Genomic DNA, 16,202 nt, shown 5'->3' with positions numbered 1-16,202 from the left:
TTAATCTCTGTATTTTATTTTGAATTTTGATAAAGCTGCATAAAGTTTTTATAAACTGAAGACTGCTTTTGTGGACTATACATATTGCGCTCGATTGTTCCTTTATCTGTTTTGATTAAAACATTCACATTTTGAGCATTTTTAAATTCTTGCAAGAATTGACTTGGAATAACAAAGTAAGTGGTTGAATGTTTAGGTACTAATCGGCTCACATTTGTCTTTTCAGTGGCTTGAGCTGGTTCGTAATTGAATCGTTTGCCATCAATATCAAAGGTCAAAGCGTTAATATCATAAAAGTTATAACTACTACTTAAATGAACATCTACTCGAAGCTGATTTTTTTGATTTTCATTCCATTTAACCAATAAGCTTGGGCATAGTTCAGTTGGTGAGCAGTTTAGTTGACCAGCTGTCTTTACCTCTTTAGGAGCTGGTGTACTAACCTGTGTGGTGCTACAAGCCGCAGTAAGTAGACATGAACCCAATAAGAGTAGAGATTTCTTCATCATATAAATTCCAAGATCGTATGTTTAATATTATTTATGTTAAGAGTAATAAATTTTGACATAAATTAACGCGTAGTTGGACCTAAAAATACAAATGGTTTTGCAATTTTAAAGGAAGAGGTGGCATCACCTGCATAGATATGGCTTTGATCAGGTCCTAAATCAAGTCTACGTGTTTTACCATCTTTAAAGTTAATCTTTTTTAAGTCAACCCAAAATACATTTGGTGAGAGAGCGGATTCAAAAAAGTAGAGCATCTGTTTGTGGTCGGCAACAGTTCGCCAGCGAGTCGAAGAGATATTAGGTTCTTCTTGAGTATTTAATCCATAGGGAACAGATGCATTGCGAATCACACTAAATACAGAGGCTTGTGCTTGTTTTGTATTATCATTTTTAGGAATAGCATTAATGTAAAATGATGCACGTGCAAAGCGATCAGATGCTCTGTTCGTACCGGGAAGCATAATTGTTCCGCCAATTTGCTTCCAATATTCAACAAGTGCAAGTTGTTTATCGAAAGTAGGTGAGTTGGTCATGACCTGATAACTTCGGCTATGGTGAATCACTTGTTTTCCACCAATATATTCAATAATTGCGCTATCACCTGTTTTATCAGAAATAGATAAATGTAAGGTGGTGAGCCGTGTTTCACCGGGAACATTGTCGGTAATAATAGTGTAGGGTTCTTTTTCTAAGGCCTTAACGGCTTCATCTACAGTTGCAAAATTATCAAGTACATATTGAGCCCATGCTGCAATACTTAATAAAGGCTTATCTGTCTTTTTTGCATCTGGGTATTCAGACTCTACTAACCATAAAATATTAGCAACTAAACCTGCTTCATTCATCCCATCTGTTGTTGAAACTTCATAACCTGTTGCAATTACACTTCCATACTTCGACGTCCATTTTATTGAGTTGGGACCAGCACTACCGTCACGGCTAACTCCGCTTGGCATAATCCATAAGTTGGTCCCTGTATCAACTTTCCAGTCCATTGAGCGAGCAGTAATAATATGTTGGTTATTACCTAAATATACGGCACGTGTACAAGCAACAGCATAGCTACTTAAGCCTACAGCGATTGCAACAAAAGAAGAAATGAATGTTTTTTTCAACATGATGATGTACCTTCTTGTTATAAGCATTAAAAAATTTTTATTAAATAAAATTAAAATGTGTACGTTATTTATACTTTTATATTAGGTGAAAAATCTATTAAATACAAATTAAAAGGGGAGTGAAATTTAAGCAAAAATCACATATTAGGTTTAAATATGGAAGAGCATCACACTATAAAGGTGATGCTCAACTTATAAAAATTAATATAAATTAAAAATGATTGGCATCAGCCATATTCCACATTCGATAGTAGAAATTATCATCGTTATTATTAAGTTCAGATTGTAAAAGTTCACCTTCTTTCAAGAAAAAATGTAACTGAGCATAGTTCTTAATTTCACGGTCATTTACTCGCTGAGCCAAATGATGAGCTTTAATATCAGAAGGATGGCGTAAACCCGCAGCAGCGATCATTTCTGATAATGCATGCAATGTGTTTTTATGGAAATTAAATACTCGTTCTGATTTAGTCGGTACATCAATTGCCTTTTGACGATCTTTATCTTGGGTTGCAACACCTACCGGGCATTGGTTGGTATGACAGCTTTGTGCCTGAATACATCCAACTGCAAACATGAAACCACGTGCTGAATTAACCCAGTCTGCACCGAGTGCAAAAGTGCTAGCGATATCAAAAGCACTAATGATTTTACCACTCGCGCCAATTTTAACTTGATCTCTGAGTCCTGCACCGACAATAGTATTATGGACAAAGCGTAAGCCCTCTCGTAATGGGGTACCAATATTGTCACTAAACTCAATTGGTGCTGCACCAGTACCACCTTCAGAACCATCCACAACAATAAAGTCGGGAATAATTTTTGTTTCAAGCATTGCTTTAACAATACTCATGAATTGCCAAGGTTGGCCAATACACAGTTTAAAACCAACTGGCTTGCCGCCAGATAATGTTCGCAGCTTCTGTAAGAAATGCATCATTTCAATAGGGGTAGAAAAACTAGAATGCTTTGCAGGAGAAATACAGTCATGATCGCGAGAAACACCACGGATTTGAGCAATTTCTGCGGTAATTTTATGTTTAGGTAAAATACCACCATGACCTGGTTTTGCACCTTGGGAAAGCTTCAGCTCAATCATCTTGATCTGTGGTAATTGAGATTGCTTGGCAAACTTTTGCTCGTCAAATTTCCCATCTAAAGTACGGCAGCCAAAATAACCGCTGGCAATTTGCCAAACAATATCACCACCATTTTCCAGATGATAAGGGCTTAAACTACCTTCGCCAGTATCATGATAAAACCCACCTAACTGCGCACCTTTATTTAACGCGCGAATTGCATTGGCACTTAAACTACCAAAGCTCATGGCAGAGATGTTCATAATTGATGCACTATACGGTTGAAGGCATTGTGCATTACCCACCTGAATACGAAAGCTCTTTGGATCTGCTGGTGGGCAAGGGCTTATTGAATGGACAATGAATCGATAATTTTCTTGATAAACGTCAATGATTGAACCAAATGGTTTATCTGCATTTTCATTTTTAGCACGCTGATAAACTAGACTTCTTTGCATACGCGAAAAAGGTAGAGCATCTTGATCCGCTTCAATAAAGTATTGGCGAATTTCTGGACGTATATCTTCAAACAAAAAACGGAAATGCCCCATAATTGGGTAGTTTCTTAGAATAGAATGTTTATTCTGCAAAACATCGTAAAGACCTAATAAACTTAGTGCACCTGTAAGCACCCATAACCCGTTAAGGAGAGTATCAGAAATAAAATAATAGATACTGTGAGGGGTGTATACGGTTCGAAACCAGGTGATGCTTAGTGCAGTAAAAATACATAAGAACCAGAGAGAATGGCGCGAAAAGAATGTATTGAGAAATTTATGTCGAATGATTTGTGCTGGACTCGCCATATTGGAACAAATTCCTAATGTTTTACTGGTACATACCTTGCCAAGAAGCAAGTGAAACTACAAGTGTGGAATTGTTAGTTTCAAGAGAAAATAAACAGTACAGCTGTGATTCACTCAATTTAGAAATAGATTTTTAAAAAAGTATTTAAGCGATTATTAATATCTAATTTGGAGATTTAGGGGATTAAATAAATTATCAAATACTTAATTATTAAATTGATATATTTTATAAATTTTTAGCTGTAATAAAGAATATTTCTATTAAGTATTTTCATTAAAAGGGATGCAGATTAATTAGATTTAACTTTAGATTTAATTAATAATAACTTTTTATTTGTATATTTTTTTGATTTAATTAATGTTGTGCTATTTAATTGTTTTTTGCTAATATAAATAAATTAAAATATTTTTTTAATAGAAATTACTACAACTATATAAGATTCTAAAAAATCATTTAAGGACTGAAATGAATTGGAAACTATTAATCTGCTCTGTTTTTTTCACCGAGGTTTTTTTCTTAACCTTAATGTTCTATCTAGGTTTTGATCTAGATACTTTCAAAAAAGTCGCTCTAGTACAAAGTATATTAGTTGCTGCAACTATAATATTTGACTCTATGGAAAGAAAGAATAATCCTATATTTCCTGGATCTATCGTTTATCCCTTACTCGGTATTTTATTTGTTTTTGGGTTTACACCTATTCTAGATTTTTTTGCAGAAAGACCTAAAGGATTCCATAGCTGGGACATTAAAAATATTTTAGTAATTGGGTCGCAAAGTGCAGATTATCAATTCAGAGAGTTAGCTTGGTATGGTAAAGCCTATATACAATTGGGTTTTGCTATGGGAGGTGGTTTTATTGGCTTAATTTTTCATTTAATTTTTAGAAATAGTTAAGCTAGCAGGACCTTCTTCTTTTAAAGGGAAATTGTGTAAGTGCTGAAAATTCTTAAAAAATCTTAGAAGTATCGATAAGTTACTTAGATTTCTTATTCATAAAATATTCTTTTCTTATTCATTTAAAATATATAGAACAATCAGTAGCTTACTTTTTGTTCATTATTTTTTTACCAAAAATTAAAAAAATATAAAATACTAAAAGTGATGGTAAACTTTAACTAATGAAAATCTATAATTTTTTTAGTAAAACTAACAAAACCTAGATAGAAGTATCGAAAATTGATATAAAAAGCATGATAAACCATAAAAATTTTTATAATTGAGAAATTCATCAGAAGTTGAATTATTAATTGATATTTAGAATGAAAGTTATGTTAGTGTTTTTGTTGTTTTTTTGTATTATGCGCCGTAAGTAGAGTAAAAAAATAACGCTTTGAAAAAACAATCAGAAAAGCTAGTGATTGTGATGGGGAAGGCTAGTTTTTACATCTATTAATTTTATTGGCGTAATGTAAAAAGGTTTTTAACCATGAAAAAGTCTCTCATTTTATCAGTAATTACTTTGGGTTTAATGTCTATCAATGCGGCAAATGCTGCAACTGCAACAGGTACTTTGACTGTTAAAGCAACAATTACAAATAGCTGTGTATTGAATACTTCAGCTACAGGTACAACAGCTAACGCAGTTTTAGATTTTGGTACTTTAAGTTCTCTTGCGAGCAACGTAGACGCAGACACCACAACGACAGGTGGTACTGCAATTAAAGTTTTATGTAACAACACTGTGCCATGGACTTTGGCTTTCGATGCCGGCAAAAATGCTCAAACGACTCAACGTCGTATGATTGGCGGGGCAACTAGCAACGAATATATTCCTTACAACCTTTTCTCTGACACTAACCGTGCAACAGCAATTGGTATTGCAACTACTGCTTATAGCGGTACAGGTACTGGTGCGCCACAAACAGTTAACGTCTATGGTCGTATTCCAGCTGGCTCAACTTTACCAAGTGCTGGTAGCTATGTTGACACAGTAACAGTAACAGTGACTTATTAATTTTTAATAATTTTTATTGTGTCATTGCTAGCTCTTGATTTAGAGAGCTAGCCTAATTTGAGAAAAGTCGTTCTGGGCAAATCATGAGAAAAAATATCTTTGTTACTACAAGTTTATTATTATTTTTGCCTAGTATGCTGAATGCTGCATCAATTCGTCTTTCGCCTGTAAGCGTTGAAATATTAAATGATCAATCGGCTTCTTCAATTAGTTTATATAACCAGTCAAATGAAAGTAGTGATTTGCAGGTACGTGTATTTGAATGGCGCCAAAATGCTGGGCAAGATCAATTAATACCTACAGATGAGATCGCGGTTAGTCCACCATTTTTAAAATTACAACCTAATGATTCTTATAACTTACGTGTAGTTAGAATTAATCCAGTACCAGTTTCTGGTGAGCAAACCTATCGTATAATTATTGATGAACTACCAAAACCGATTGATAATCGTAAAGTGGATCAGGGAGTTAATGTACTACTACGTTCGTCATTGCCTTTATTTGTAGTCAATAAAGATGCAATTACTAAACTTACTTGGTCAATACAACAAGAGCAAAATAATTCCTCTCTTATAATTAATAATGTTGGAAATCGACATGCACTTTTAAGCAATTTAACGCTTGTTGATACAACAGCGAATAAAAGCTATGCCATTAAAGTAAATACAGTGAATGGTTATATTCTTGCTGGTAAAGCAAGAAATTTTAATATTAGCCCTGATTTTAAATTTCAAACGGATCATAAATATAATATTTCATTGAATATTAACGGTAAGCAAACATCTCTTTAAAGAGGCACACATGAAATATCTCGTAAGTGCCTTATGTGTTATGTACTTGCCGATTCATGCTTTTGCTGAATCATTGCAAGATAGCACCAATGCTGCTTTACCAAGTATTCCGGAAGTTACAAACTCGTCTCATCAGGTATTCATCTCTGATAAGGCGTACACACAGCTTTTCTTAAAGATTTCTATTAATTCGAGTATTTCAACAGATTTGATCTCGGTGCGCCAAGATCAAGATAGAAAGCTGTATATCCGTTCTCGTGACTTGAAGGTTTTAAGGGTGAAAATGGATGAACAGACTCCTGATAACCAATGGGTCTGTATTGATGAACTAAAAGGAATCCAGTTTAAATATTTAGAGAATGAGCAGGCTCTAAATTTGCAAGTTCCATCGAACATGTTGACGGATTATTCAGTTGACTTAAATGGCCAGCAGATCACCAGTCCTCATTTGCTAAAAATGAAGCCCTTAAACGCAGCTATTCTGAACTATAGTCTGTATAACACCATAACCAATGACGAGAATGTTTTCTCAGGTTCGGCAGAAGGGATCTTTAACAGCGCAATCGGTAACTTTTCTTCGGGCGTTTTATACAACGGTAGTAATGAAAATAGTTATAGCCATGAAAAATGGGTGCGCTTAGAGAGTAAGTGGCAGTACGTAGACCCTGAAAAAATCAGGATATATACCTTAGGGGACTTTATTTCCAATAGTTCTGACTGGGGTAGCAGTGTACGTTTGGCAGGTTTCCAGTGGTCAAGTGCTTATACTCAACGAGGTGATCTTGTTACCTCGGCACTGCCGCAATTTTCCGGTTCGGCAGCTTTACCTTCAACACTAGATTTATACGTTAACCAACAAAAGATTTATTCAGGGCTTGTGCCATCCGGTCCATTTGACATTAAACAACTTCCGTTTATTTCAGGCAATGAAGTGACTCTTGTGACTACCGATGCAACGGGCCAGCAGAGCATTACTAAACAGGCTTACTATTTTTCATCTAAAATTCTGGCAAAAGGCATTAATGAATTTTCAGTAGATGTTGGTGTTCCACGCTATAACTACGGACTGTATTCAAATGATTATGATGATGCCACTTTTGCTTCGGGTGCGATTCGATACGGTTACAGCAACTCACTGACCTTAAGTGGTGGTGCAGAGGCTTCAACAGATGGCTTATCGAACCTGGGCACTGGTTTTGCCAAGAACCTATTTGGCTTTGGGGTGATTAATGCTGATATTGCAGCGAGTCAGTATAAAGATGAAAACGGTTATTCTGCTTTGCTTGGATTAGAAGGGCGTATCAGCAAGAATATTTCGTTTAATACCAGTTACCGTAAAGTATTTGATAATTACTTTGACCTTGCCCGTGTGTCTCAAGTTCGATATTTAAAAGATAACCAGATGACTTCTGAACCGCAGAACTACCTGAGCTACAGTGCGCTGGCAGATGAGATTTTTAGGGCAGGAATTAACTATAATTTTTATGCAGGCTATGGCGTTTATTTGGGTTATAACCAGATCAAATATAGCGACAATGCTAATAAATTAGTATCTGCCAATTTAAGCGGAAGCCTGAACAAAAACTGGGGCTTTTATGCATCAGCGTATAAAGATTATGAAAACCAAAAAGACTATGGCATTTACTTTGCGCTGCGTTATACACCGTCTAGCCGAGTCAATGCGATTACAAGTATTTCTAATGAAAGTGGTAAAACAACCTATAGACAAGAAATAAATGGATTTAGTGATCCACAAATCGGTGCATTTGGATGGGGAGGCTATGTTGAGCGCGATCAAGATGCGAATCAAAACAATGCATCGGTTTATGCTTCTTACCGTGCTCGGGCAGCTTACCTGACAAGTCGATACAACCGAATTGGGGATAACGACCAAGTTGCGCTTTCAGCGACAGGATCATTGGTTGCGGCAGCAGGGCGAGTCTTTGCGGCCAATGAAATTGGAGATGGTTACGCTGTTGTAACTAATGCTGGGCCACAAAGTCAAATTTTAAATGGCGGGGTAAATTTAGGAGCAACTGATGGAACCGGTCGATTCTTAATTGCAAATTTAAGACCCTATCAGCTTCATCATATCTATCTAGATCCATCATATTTACCTTTAGAGTGGGATGTTAAATCCACTAACCAAACAGCATTTGTAGGTTATCGCCAAGGAGCTTTGATTGACTTCGGCGCTCATCAGGTCATTTCAGGATTAGTGAAACTTGTTGATGCCAACAATTCACCTTTATTACCAGGTTATACGGTTCGCATTAATGGGCAACAAAATGGGGTAGTTGGCTACGACGGTGAAGTATTTATTCCAAACCTGTTAAAACAAAACAAACTTGAAGTGGATCTTCTGGATCATGGCTCATGCCAAGTTAATTTTGCGTATGAAAATAAGCAATACAGTGCTAAAAAATTGGGGCCTTATGTATGTCGATAACTACTGCGAGTCATAGTTTTTGGATGAAGAGTGAAAAGTTTTCATTGGCCATAAAGTATATTTTAGCACCTGTTCTGTTTTTTATATTATATGCATTTTTTAGCTCTGCACATGCGGCTTGTACGGTAACAGGAACAACTAATAGTACGTATACTTATACGGCTGCCACTATTAATAGTGACGCAAACATTAACTTCTCTGGCACGATTAGCTGTCTTGGAGGGCGTACTACTCCTGAAATTTCAGGTTATATGTGCATGAAAACCGTATTTACGGGAACCACAAATACTAATAACAGTGTTTCATTACCTTACACCGTCACAGCAACTGTAGGTGGTGCTGGATCTTCTACCACCAACCAAAGCTCAAATGTCTGGTATGGTCCAGTGAGAACGGTCGCTTCAAATAATATTATTAGTTACTCGGTAAATGTAAAAGTCCCAGCCCGCACAGGGTCTCTTATTGCCTATCCTAAAGGGACATATACGGGTACGGTTCAACTTTTTTGGGATATGCAAGCAAGCTCTAGCACTGTCTGTGAAGGTGATAGCGGAGGTGGATGGGACTCAGGCAATACCACTATCACTGCTAATTATGTTGTACCGAGTATGTGCCAATTAGATTCCACATCAAATGTAGATTTTGGCAATATCAATGATATTGGTAAGACTACTCGTGATTATACAGCTCAAGGAGTGGTAAATACGACCTGTAATAATGGCCTGCCATATAGTATTTATTTGGGATGGGAATAACCGTATTGCTGGTGGCTTTAGGCAGATGACAAATGGTAGTGGTCAATACATCCCGTATCAGTTATATCAGAACTCGAATTATAGTGCGGTATGGGATACTACTGGTGGTGTAAGCGCAGTTGGAGGTTCTGGAGGTGTTTCTAAAACAGGTTCGGGCAATTCTCAGGGTACAAATGTCTATGGAAAAATTCCGCAAGGTACCACTATTTCAACAGCTCCAGGTAATTACTCAGATGCGATAGTTATTACAGTAACTTATTAAGAATTTATTGGAATTTTATGTTGAGTATATTTTTAGGATTTGAGTTGAACACTTAGCATTTAAAAAGTGGTTTATAAATTTGGTGTTTAATTGTTCTAATTTTAAAGAAGCAGCTAGGTTTTTAAAAAGTAGGGGTGATAAGTGGTTAGCGGTAATGTTGTTTCAAGATGAGTAAAAACAGAAAAAGACAAATTAAAAAAATAAGAAAAAACATCTGATAAATATATACCTTATGAATATTAAATGTATTTTTACACAAGTTAACAGATTGTACAAATTAAATTACAGTTCTCTTTTCTTTATTTATTCTTTCTTATCAATAAAAAATACTTATAGAGATAAGTCGATTCTCAATAATTTAATGATTTGTATTGGAAAACAAAGTGTTAAAATTGAAAGGCTGAGATGCTCTGATATGTTTAATTGTATTTTATTCGGTGAATCTACGAATTGAAATTTGTGGATGCTTAGTAGTACTAAAGACAAATGGCTACATGCGTGACAGCTATCCCGAATTTTAACCTCATGAAAATACAAAGGTTTATAAATTGTTTCAACCACTTACTATCCAAACTCGACTTGGTGGATTCTACTTTTTTTACTATTCCATTGTAGGTACATTCATGCCTTATTGGAATTTATATCTTCAAGATCAGGGATTTAATTATCAAGAAATTGGTGTTTTATCCTCAATTGCGATTGTAACTCGTTTTTTTGCGCCTTTAGTTTGGGGTTGGATTGCTGATAAATCTGGTAGGCGGATGTTGCTTGTTCGGATAGCAACTTGGATGGAGTCATGTATATGGTTGGCTATTTTTATAGTGCCAAATACTTTTCAATCAGTTGCTTTGCTTATGCTTATTTTTAGTTTCTTTCAAAATGCGATTTTAGCTCAATTTGAGGGAGTGACTTTATTTTGGTTGGGTGATCAAAAAGCTAAACTTTACGGCAAAATTCGTAAGTGGGGATCGGTTGGGTTTATTGTTGGGGTATTCACTATTGGGGCTATTTTAGAAATAGTGCATATTTCAATGCTCCCAATTTTACTATTAATTATCGCGTCGCTAGCGTTTATTTGGTCTTTTACAATCCGCGAACCTGATAGCGCACCTACTTCCCAAAAACATTTAGAACCTTTACTTCCTGTTCTTAAACGCCCAGCAGTGGCTGCATTTTTTGCAATTGAATTTATTCTACTTTTTTCACATGCGCCTTTTTATAGTTTCTATAGTAATTTTTTGAAATCTTTAAGTTTTAATACCACGCAAATTGGATCTTTATGGGCCATGGGCGTTTTTGCTGAAATTTTTATGTTTTCAATTGCCTCAAAGATTTTTCAACGTTTTTCGTGGCGCAGTTTAGTGATAGTGTGTCTGCTAGTGACAAGCATACGTTGGATGCTAGTTGCAGTATTTTCACATTATTTTATTGGTCAACTTTTTGCGCAGTGCTTACATGCCTTTAGTTTTGGTTTATTTCACTTGATCGCAATGAGAGTTATTTTTCAAAACTTTTCTGCTGGACAGCAAGGGCGTGGACAAGCACTTTATAGTACCATGTGGGGGTTAGGTGTAGCTTTCGGTAGTGTTCTGGCTGGGCATTTCTGGAAAATTCTTTCTGGTGAACTCATCTTTATGTGGGCCAGCGTGGTTGTGCTCTTAGGTTTGTGCTTTGTAAAGTGGCTTCCGAAACAAGTCGATTCTTCAACTACCTAAGCTTGAGATCATGCAAAACAAAGAATTTATATTGAAAAAAGCAAGTAAATATAAAATTGTTTGATGACTTGTTGTGGCACGTTACAGTTGAAAAATATTGTTTTTATATGGTTATGGAGCAGTGATTTTGTCAAAAAATATGCTAACTTAACTTCATGCGTTTAATGATTAATAAATCTATGAAAAATATTTATATTATTGGATTATTGTGGGCTTGTTCTGGTTTAGCTGTGGCAGAAACGGCTACTCAACAGCCAGCTGAACAACCCGTTCGGACTGCAAGTAATCCTAATGCTATACGTATTGTTACGCGCCCTGAAATTATGGGATTATGGGGAATGGAAATTCCAAATAATAAGAAATGTGTGGAATATTATAACTTTCGTAGTAGTAATGATGTAGTGATCAAAAGCGGTCAGGAATGGTCTTATGGTATTTATGAATATCAACCATCTGATGACCCTAAAGAGCAGCTAGCCGCTTTAGTAATGCAAATTAAATTTGACAATAATAAAGTAGATTGTTCTGGTCAGAAACAAGACCAAACAGGTGATGTCTCACAGTATTTTGTACAATGGAAAAACGACCATACAATCAATTTCTGTTCAACAGCTAAAGGTGAGCAGTGCTTTGCGACTTTACGTCGGGTATTACCATAAAATTATAGATATAAAAAAAGCCTCTTAAAAATAAGAGGCTTTTTTTATTACGCAGTTTCAGCTTTCTTTTCTTCGACTTGCTTTAACAAGTGTTTTTCAAGGTAATGGATATCCATTGCTTGAGAGCAGAAGCTCTTATCTTGCAAAATAAGATCTTTATGTAGAGGAATATTTGTTTTAATTCCCGTAAGGATCATTTCATCTAGCGCTTGACGCATACGAGCAATTGAAGTTTCACGGTCTTTACCATGAGAAATCAGTTTAGCAATCATAGAGTCATAGTAAGGTGGAATGCTGTATTCTGGGTAGATATGAGAATCTAAACGAATACCAGCACCGCCTGGTGCGTAGAAACTTTCAATTTTACCTGGTGAAGGTAAGAAGGTTGTTGGATCTTCTGCATTGATACGGCATTCAATTGCATGTCCTTGAACTTTGATATCTTCTTGTTGAAGCTCTAGTCCTAGGCCACCAGCAATACGTAACTGTTGTTCAATAATATCGACACCGGTAACCATTTCAGTTACAGGGTGCTCAACCTGAACACGAGTATTCATTTCAATAAAGAAGAATTCACCGTCTTCAAATAAGAATTCAAACGTACCAGCACCACGATACTGCATCAACTGACATGCATGAACACAAGCTTCTAAAATATCAGCTCGAGCTTGCTCTGGTAGGTTTGGTGCAGGTGCTTCTTCTAGTACTTTTTGATGGCGACGTTGTAATGAACAGTCACGGTCATATAAATGGATTGCATGACCATTACCATCACCAAGAACTTGAACTTCGACATGGCGAGGTTTTTGTAAGAAGCGTTCCATGTAAACGGTATCATCACCGAACCACATTTCTGCATCGCGCTGCGCTGCTTGAACTGATTCTAGTAGAGTATCTACACGCTCAACAATACGCATACCACGACCACCACCACCAGAAGCCGCTTTAACAATAAGCGGGAAGCCGATTTCTTTCGCTTCTGCCAAGGCATTGTGGATGGTTACTGCATGGTCGCAACCTGGTACAGTAGGTACGCCAGCTTTTTTCATGGCAACAATCGCAGAAACTTTATTCCCCATAAGGCGGATATGTTCTGGACGTGGGCCAATAAAAGTAAAGCCTGAGCTCTCTACAATTTCAGCAAACTCAGCATTTTCTGAAAGGAAACCATAACCCGGGTGAATAGCATCAGCACCGGTAATTTCTGCAGCAGTAATAATTGCCGGGATATTTAAATAGCTATCACTACTTGCGCCCGGACCAATACATACTGCTTCATCAACAAAACGTAAATGCATCAAATCCTTGTCGGCATCTGAATAGATACCAACAGTCTTGATTCCTAATGTTTTACAAGCCCGGGTAATACGTAAAGCGATTTCACCACGGTTTGCAATTAAAACTTTTTGCAACATAGACGTCCCCGGGGTAATTACGCGCGATAACGGAATAAAGGTTGACCGAATTGGATAACTTCACCATTTTTCACTAAAATTTCTTCAATCACGCCACTTTGAGTTGCTTCAATTGGGTTCATGATTTTCATTGCTTCAATAATACCCAAAGTTTCACCAGCAGATACTGTTTGACCTACTTTAACAAATGGTGCTTCACCTGGGCTTGGAGCAGCGTAGAACACGCCAACCATTGGAGAAGTTTCAACTGCTCCACGCGGTGTTTTTGCAACTGGTGCTTCTGCAACAGGAGCAGCCGGAAGTGCTACCCCAGCCGCAGCAACGACAGGATTGCGACGAGTTAAAGCGATTGATTGATCACCTTCTTTAACTTCGATCGCTTGCAAGTCAGACTCAATCATTAAATCGATGAGTTTCTTAATTTTGCGGATATCCATGGGCGACTATTCCTAAACTAGTTTGGGTTAGATGGTTGAATTTTTTCAATAGCGTAATCGAGCGCAAAACGATAGCCTTTTGCACCTAGACCACAAATCACGCCAATTGCTTTATCAGATAAATAAGAATGATGTCTGAATGCCTCTCTTGCATGGACATTAGACAAATGAACTTCAATGAATGGAATCGCAACGCCAAGTAGGGCATCACGTAGAGCAACTGAAGTGTGGGTGAGGGCAGCAGGGTTAATAATAATAAGTTTTACGCCTTCAGTTTGTGCCTGATGAATACGATCAACAATGGCACCTTCCCAGTTGCTTTGAAAAGTATCTAATGTGAGTGAAGCTTGTTGAGCTTGGCTAATAAGTTGTTGGTTAATATCATCTAAGGTAAGATGACCATATACTTCTGGTTCGCGTTTTCCCAGCAAATTCAAATTCGGTCCATGAATCACCAAAATGGTCGAACTCATTCAGATTGCTCCAGCTCTAAAGTTGCAAATATTCTTTGCAAGATGTCTGCAAAGTTTGCTTATTATGGCATATGTTTCTACAATTTTTTTATAATTTGTTTTCATCGTCGCAGAAAGGGTATACCAAATTCGGCTTATATATTGTAAATTTTGCGATGATTTAGCAATGTTAAAAAATGACAAAATTTCAAGTAATTTAATGGAGCTTATTTTAAACTGAATTGACAAAAACAGTTCATGTATTTTGTGTAACGGCTATAGAGTTCTCTCCAATCACTAATAGCTCATTCCATCGAGTTAGATAATTTTTTGAACGGTGGCATTGTTTCATGTGCCAAGATGGATTACGGGAATGATAACCGACTTGTAAATAGTGACTACCGAATCGGTTGCGAACTGTGCTGAGTGTTTGCATTAATTGTTGTCTTTGCTGAATCAACTCAAGAGGTTGCCATAAATCATCAATATGATGTTGACGAGGATGCAAACCACAAAATAAAACTCCAATCTTTATATATTTTTTATTTTCTTTATATAAAACATCTATTTGCTGCATGGCTGCTTTTGTTAATATGCATAAATCATCTGTTGCATAATTTAAACCTATCGCTTGAGAAGATGCTTTTTTATAAGGTGGTTTATCTATTTTTTCATAAAGCAAGACTTGAACGCAGGCACAGAGCTGTTCTTGTTTCATTAAACGGCGATGTGCCCGGTTAAGATGAAAAATAAGCGCTTGTTTAATAATCTCAATGCTGGACAAAGCTTGAGCAAAACTGCGTGATGCTAAAATTCGTTTGGTGACAATTGCAGGATCGTCGAGTTGAATACAGGATTGGCCTTTTAGCTCACGAATGGTACGTGCCATAACCACAGAAAAAGCTTTTGCTAGATGATGCTCATTGGCAAAAGTTAAGTCTAAGCATGAATAAATCTCATAACTCCGTAATTGTTTGACTAATTGATAGCCAATTCCCCAGACTTCTTTGACTGAAGTGTGTTGCATGAGGTCTTCAAGAAGCAGAGGATCTAAAGTGGTGAAATTACAAATTCTATTAAAGCTTCTAATTTTTTTAGCATAGTGATTGGCTAATTTTGCTTGAGTTTTTGAATATCCGATGCCAATACAACAAGGTAAGCTTAGCCATTCTTCTAAGGTTTCTACGACTTTGACACAATAAGAATGAATATCTAGAGATTGAAGGTAAGGGGTAAGGCGAATAAAACATTCATCTATAGAATAAGCTTCTAAATCATCGGGCGAGAAAAACTCACCAAGAACTGAAAAAAAGCGACGTGACATTTCAGCATATAAAGTGTAGTTGCTTGAATAGACGTGTACACCTGCTTGAAGAGCTTCTTGTTCGATCTGATACCATGGAATACCCATTTTGATACCCATATTTTTTGCTTCTTCACTACGTGATACAACACAGCCGTCGTTGTTAGAAAGTACTACGACTGGTAGGCCAATAAGTTTGGGATTAAATAGTCGCTCACAACTCACATAACAATTATTAATATCTACGAGCGCGTAAATTTCGCGGTGTGAGATTTCCATTATGATTTGCCCCATTAAAAATATTGGTAAAGCTACATATTTGTATGGGTTTTCATAAACACAGCGATGTGGAGTGTGAAATGAAAAGTTGGATTTTGAATATGTAACAAAATCAAGTTAACAAAATTTTTAGCAGAATGCTAGGGTGGTTCTGTGGGTTTAACTTAGGTTAACCATGGAAAAAATAGATAAGGTTTTAATATTTTTAATAAAAA

13 protein-coding genes and 1 pseudogene are annotated in these 16,202 nt (G+C 36.6%); 7 read left to right on the top strand and 7 right to left on the bottom strand.

Annotated features, from left to right (window positions below; genetic code table 11):
• Positions 1–14: 14 nt before the first annotated feature.
• The 3 genes from J663_RS01305 to J663_RS01295 all read right to left on the bottom strand — a co-directional run bounded on the left by J663_RS01305 (position 15) and on the right by J663_RS01295 (position 3,512).
• Entirely contained in the window at positions 15–509 is a 495-nt protein-coding gene (locus J663_RS01305) for a hypothetical protein (protein ID WP_002115218.1), read from the bottom strand.
• A 62-nt stretch (positions 510–571) separates the two neighbouring features.
• Positions 572–1,627 carry a linear amide C-N hydrolase gene (locus tag J663_RS01300; RefSeq protein WP_017387349.1) on the bottom strand — a complete coding sequence of 352 codons (1,056 nt, stop codon included), beginning with the start codon at positions 1,625–1,627 and terminating at the stop codon, positions 572–574.
• A gap of 211 nt (positions 1,628–1,838) precedes the next feature.
• Positions 1,839–3,512, bottom strand: a complete 1,674-nt coding sequence (locus J663_RS01295) for an FMN-binding glutamate synthase family protein (protein ID WP_033847366.1) — start codon at positions 3,510–3,512, stop codon at positions 1,839–1,841.
• Between the two features lie 466 nt (positions 3,513–3,978).
• Here J663_RS01295 and J663_RS01290 point away from each other — a divergent pair, with 466 nt between their 5' ends.
• From J663_RS01290 to J663_RS01260, 7 genes and pseudogenes are all read left to right on the top strand, one after another.
• The gene (locus tag J663_RS01290) at positions 3,979–4,410 is read left to right on the top strand and encodes a hypothetical protein (RefSeq protein ID WP_033847365.1); all 432 of its coding nucleotides are present in this window, start codon (positions 3,979–3,981) and stop codon (positions 4,408–4,410) included.
• 532 nt (positions 4,411–4,942) lie between these two features.
• Positions 4,943–5,470, top strand: coding sequence for a spore coat U domain-containing protein (locus J663_RS01285; protein WP_033847363.1), 528 nt, complete (start codon positions 4,943–4,945; stop codon positions 5,468–5,470).
• Between the two features lie 83 nt (positions 5,471–5,553).
• Positions 5,554–6,261, top strand: coding sequence for a molecular chaperone (locus J663_RS01280; RefSeq protein WP_033847362.1), 708 nt, complete (start codon positions 5,554–5,556; stop codon positions 6,259–6,261).
• A 40-nt stretch (positions 6,262–6,301) separates the two neighbouring features.
• The gene (locus J663_RS01275; protein WP_081404600.1) at positions 6,302–8,710 is read left to right on the top strand and encodes a fimbria/pilus outer membrane usher protein; all 2,409 of its coding nucleotides are present in this window, start codon (positions 6,302–6,304) and stop codon (positions 8,708–8,710) included.
• Positions 8,701–9,727: pseudogene (locus J663_RS01270) on the top strand (spore coat U domain-containing protein). The gene J663_RS01275 and the pseudogene J663_RS01270 overlap by 10 nt, the downstream one beginning before the upstream one ends.
• Before the next feature lie 548 nt (positions 9,728–10,275).
• Positions 10,276–11,442: an MFS transporter gene (locus J663_RS01265; RefSeq protein WP_212771397.1), complete on the top strand. Its 1,167-nt coding sequence runs from the start codon at positions 10,276–10,278 to the stop codon at positions 11,440–11,442.
• A gap of 155 nt (positions 11,443–11,597) precedes the next feature.
• Positions 11,598–12,101, top strand: coding sequence for a hypothetical protein (locus tag J663_RS01260; protein ID WP_002115710.1), 504 nt, complete (start codon positions 11,598–11,600; stop codon positions 12,099–12,101).
• A 47-nt stretch (positions 12,102–12,148) separates the two neighbouring features.
• Here the strand turns inward: J663_RS01260 and accC are convergent, their stop codons facing one another.
• The 4 genes from accC to J663_RS01240 all read right to left on the bottom strand — a co-directional run bounded on the left by accC (position 12,149) and on the right by J663_RS01240 (position 15,987).
• Positions 12,149–13,516 carry an acetyl-CoA carboxylase biotin carboxylase subunit gene (gene accC, locus J663_RS01255; RefSeq protein ID WP_002115704.1) on the bottom strand — a complete coding sequence of 456 codons (1,368 nt, stop codon included), beginning with the start codon at positions 13,514–13,516 and terminating at the stop codon, positions 12,149–12,151.
• 17 nt (positions 13,517–13,533) lie between these two features.
• Positions 13,534–13,953: an acetyl-CoA carboxylase biotin carboxyl carrier protein gene (gene accB / locus J663_RS01250; protein WP_000354611.1), complete on the bottom strand. Its 420-nt coding sequence runs from the start codon at positions 13,951–13,953 to the stop codon at positions 13,534–13,536.
• A 17-nt stretch (positions 13,954–13,970) separates the two neighbouring features.
• The gene (aroQ, locus tag J663_RS01245) at positions 13,971–14,426 is read right to left on the bottom strand and encodes a type II 3-dehydroquinate dehydratase (RefSeq protein ID WP_017385967.1); all 456 of its coding nucleotides are present in this window, start codon (positions 14,424–14,426) and stop codon (positions 13,971–13,973) included.
• A 235-nt stretch (positions 14,427–14,661) separates the two neighbouring features.
• Positions 14,662–15,987, bottom strand: coding sequence for a Y-family DNA polymerase (locus J663_RS01240; protein WP_033847358.1), 1,326 nt, complete (start codon positions 15,985–15,987; stop codon positions 14,662–14,664).
• Positions 15,988–16,202 lie beyond the last annotated feature (215 nt).

Source organism: Acinetobacter sp. 826659, assembly GCF_000588515.1.
Taxonomy (GTDB): Bacteria; Pseudomonadota; Gammaproteobacteria; order Pseudomonadales; family Moraxellaceae; genus Acinetobacter; species Acinetobacter pittii.
This window is presented reverse-complemented; position numbering and strand designations above follow the sequence as displayed.

Excerpts from the sequence above, each read along its gene's own strand:
- J663_RS01260 (WP_002115710.1), top strand. The coding sequence starts at position 11,598 with ATGCGTTTAATGATTAATAAATCTATGAAAAATATTTATATTATTGGA.
- J663_RS01290 (WP_033847365.1), top strand. The coding sequence starts at position 3,979 with ATGAATTGGAAACTATTAATCTGCTCTGTTTTTTTCACCGAGGTTTTT.
- J663_RS01275 (WP_081404600.1), top strand. The coding sequence starts at position 6,302 with ATGTACTTGCCGATTCATGCTTTTGCTGAATCATTGCAAGATAGCACC.
- aroQ (WP_017385967.1), bottom strand. The coding sequence starts at position 14,426 with ATGAGTTCGACCATTTTGGTGATTCATGGACCGAATTTGAATTTGCTG.
- J663_RS01285 (WP_033847363.1), top strand. The coding sequence starts at position 4,943 with ATGAAAAAGTCTCTCATTTTATCAGTAATTACTTTGGGTTTAATGTCT.
- J663_RS01305 (WP_002115218.1), bottom strand. The coding sequence starts at position 509 with ATGATGAAGAAATCTCTACTCTTATTGGGTTCATGTCTACTTACTGCG.
- J663_RS01295 (WP_033847366.1), bottom strand. The coding sequence starts at position 3,512 with ATGGCGAGTCCAGCACAAATCATTCGACATAAATTTCTCAATACATTC.
- J663_RS01300 (WP_017387349.1), bottom strand. The coding sequence starts at position 1,627 with ATGTTGAAAAAAACATTCATTTCTTCTTTTGTTGCAATCGCTGTAGGC.
- accC (WP_002115704.1), bottom strand. The coding sequence starts at position 13,516 with ATGTTGCAAAAAGTTTTAATTGCAAACCGTGGTGAAATCGCTTTACGT.
- J663_RS01240 (WP_033847358.1), bottom strand. The coding sequence starts at position 15,987 with ATGGAAATCTCACACCGCGAAATTTACGCGCTCGTAGATATTAATAAT.
- J663_RS01280 (WP_033847362.1), top strand. The coding sequence starts at position 5,554 with ATGAGAAAAAATATCTTTGTTACTACAAGTTTATTATTATTTTTGCCT.
- accB (WP_000354611.1), bottom strand. The coding sequence starts at position 13,953 with ATGGATATCCGCAAAATTAAGAAACTCATCGATTTAATGATTGAGTCT.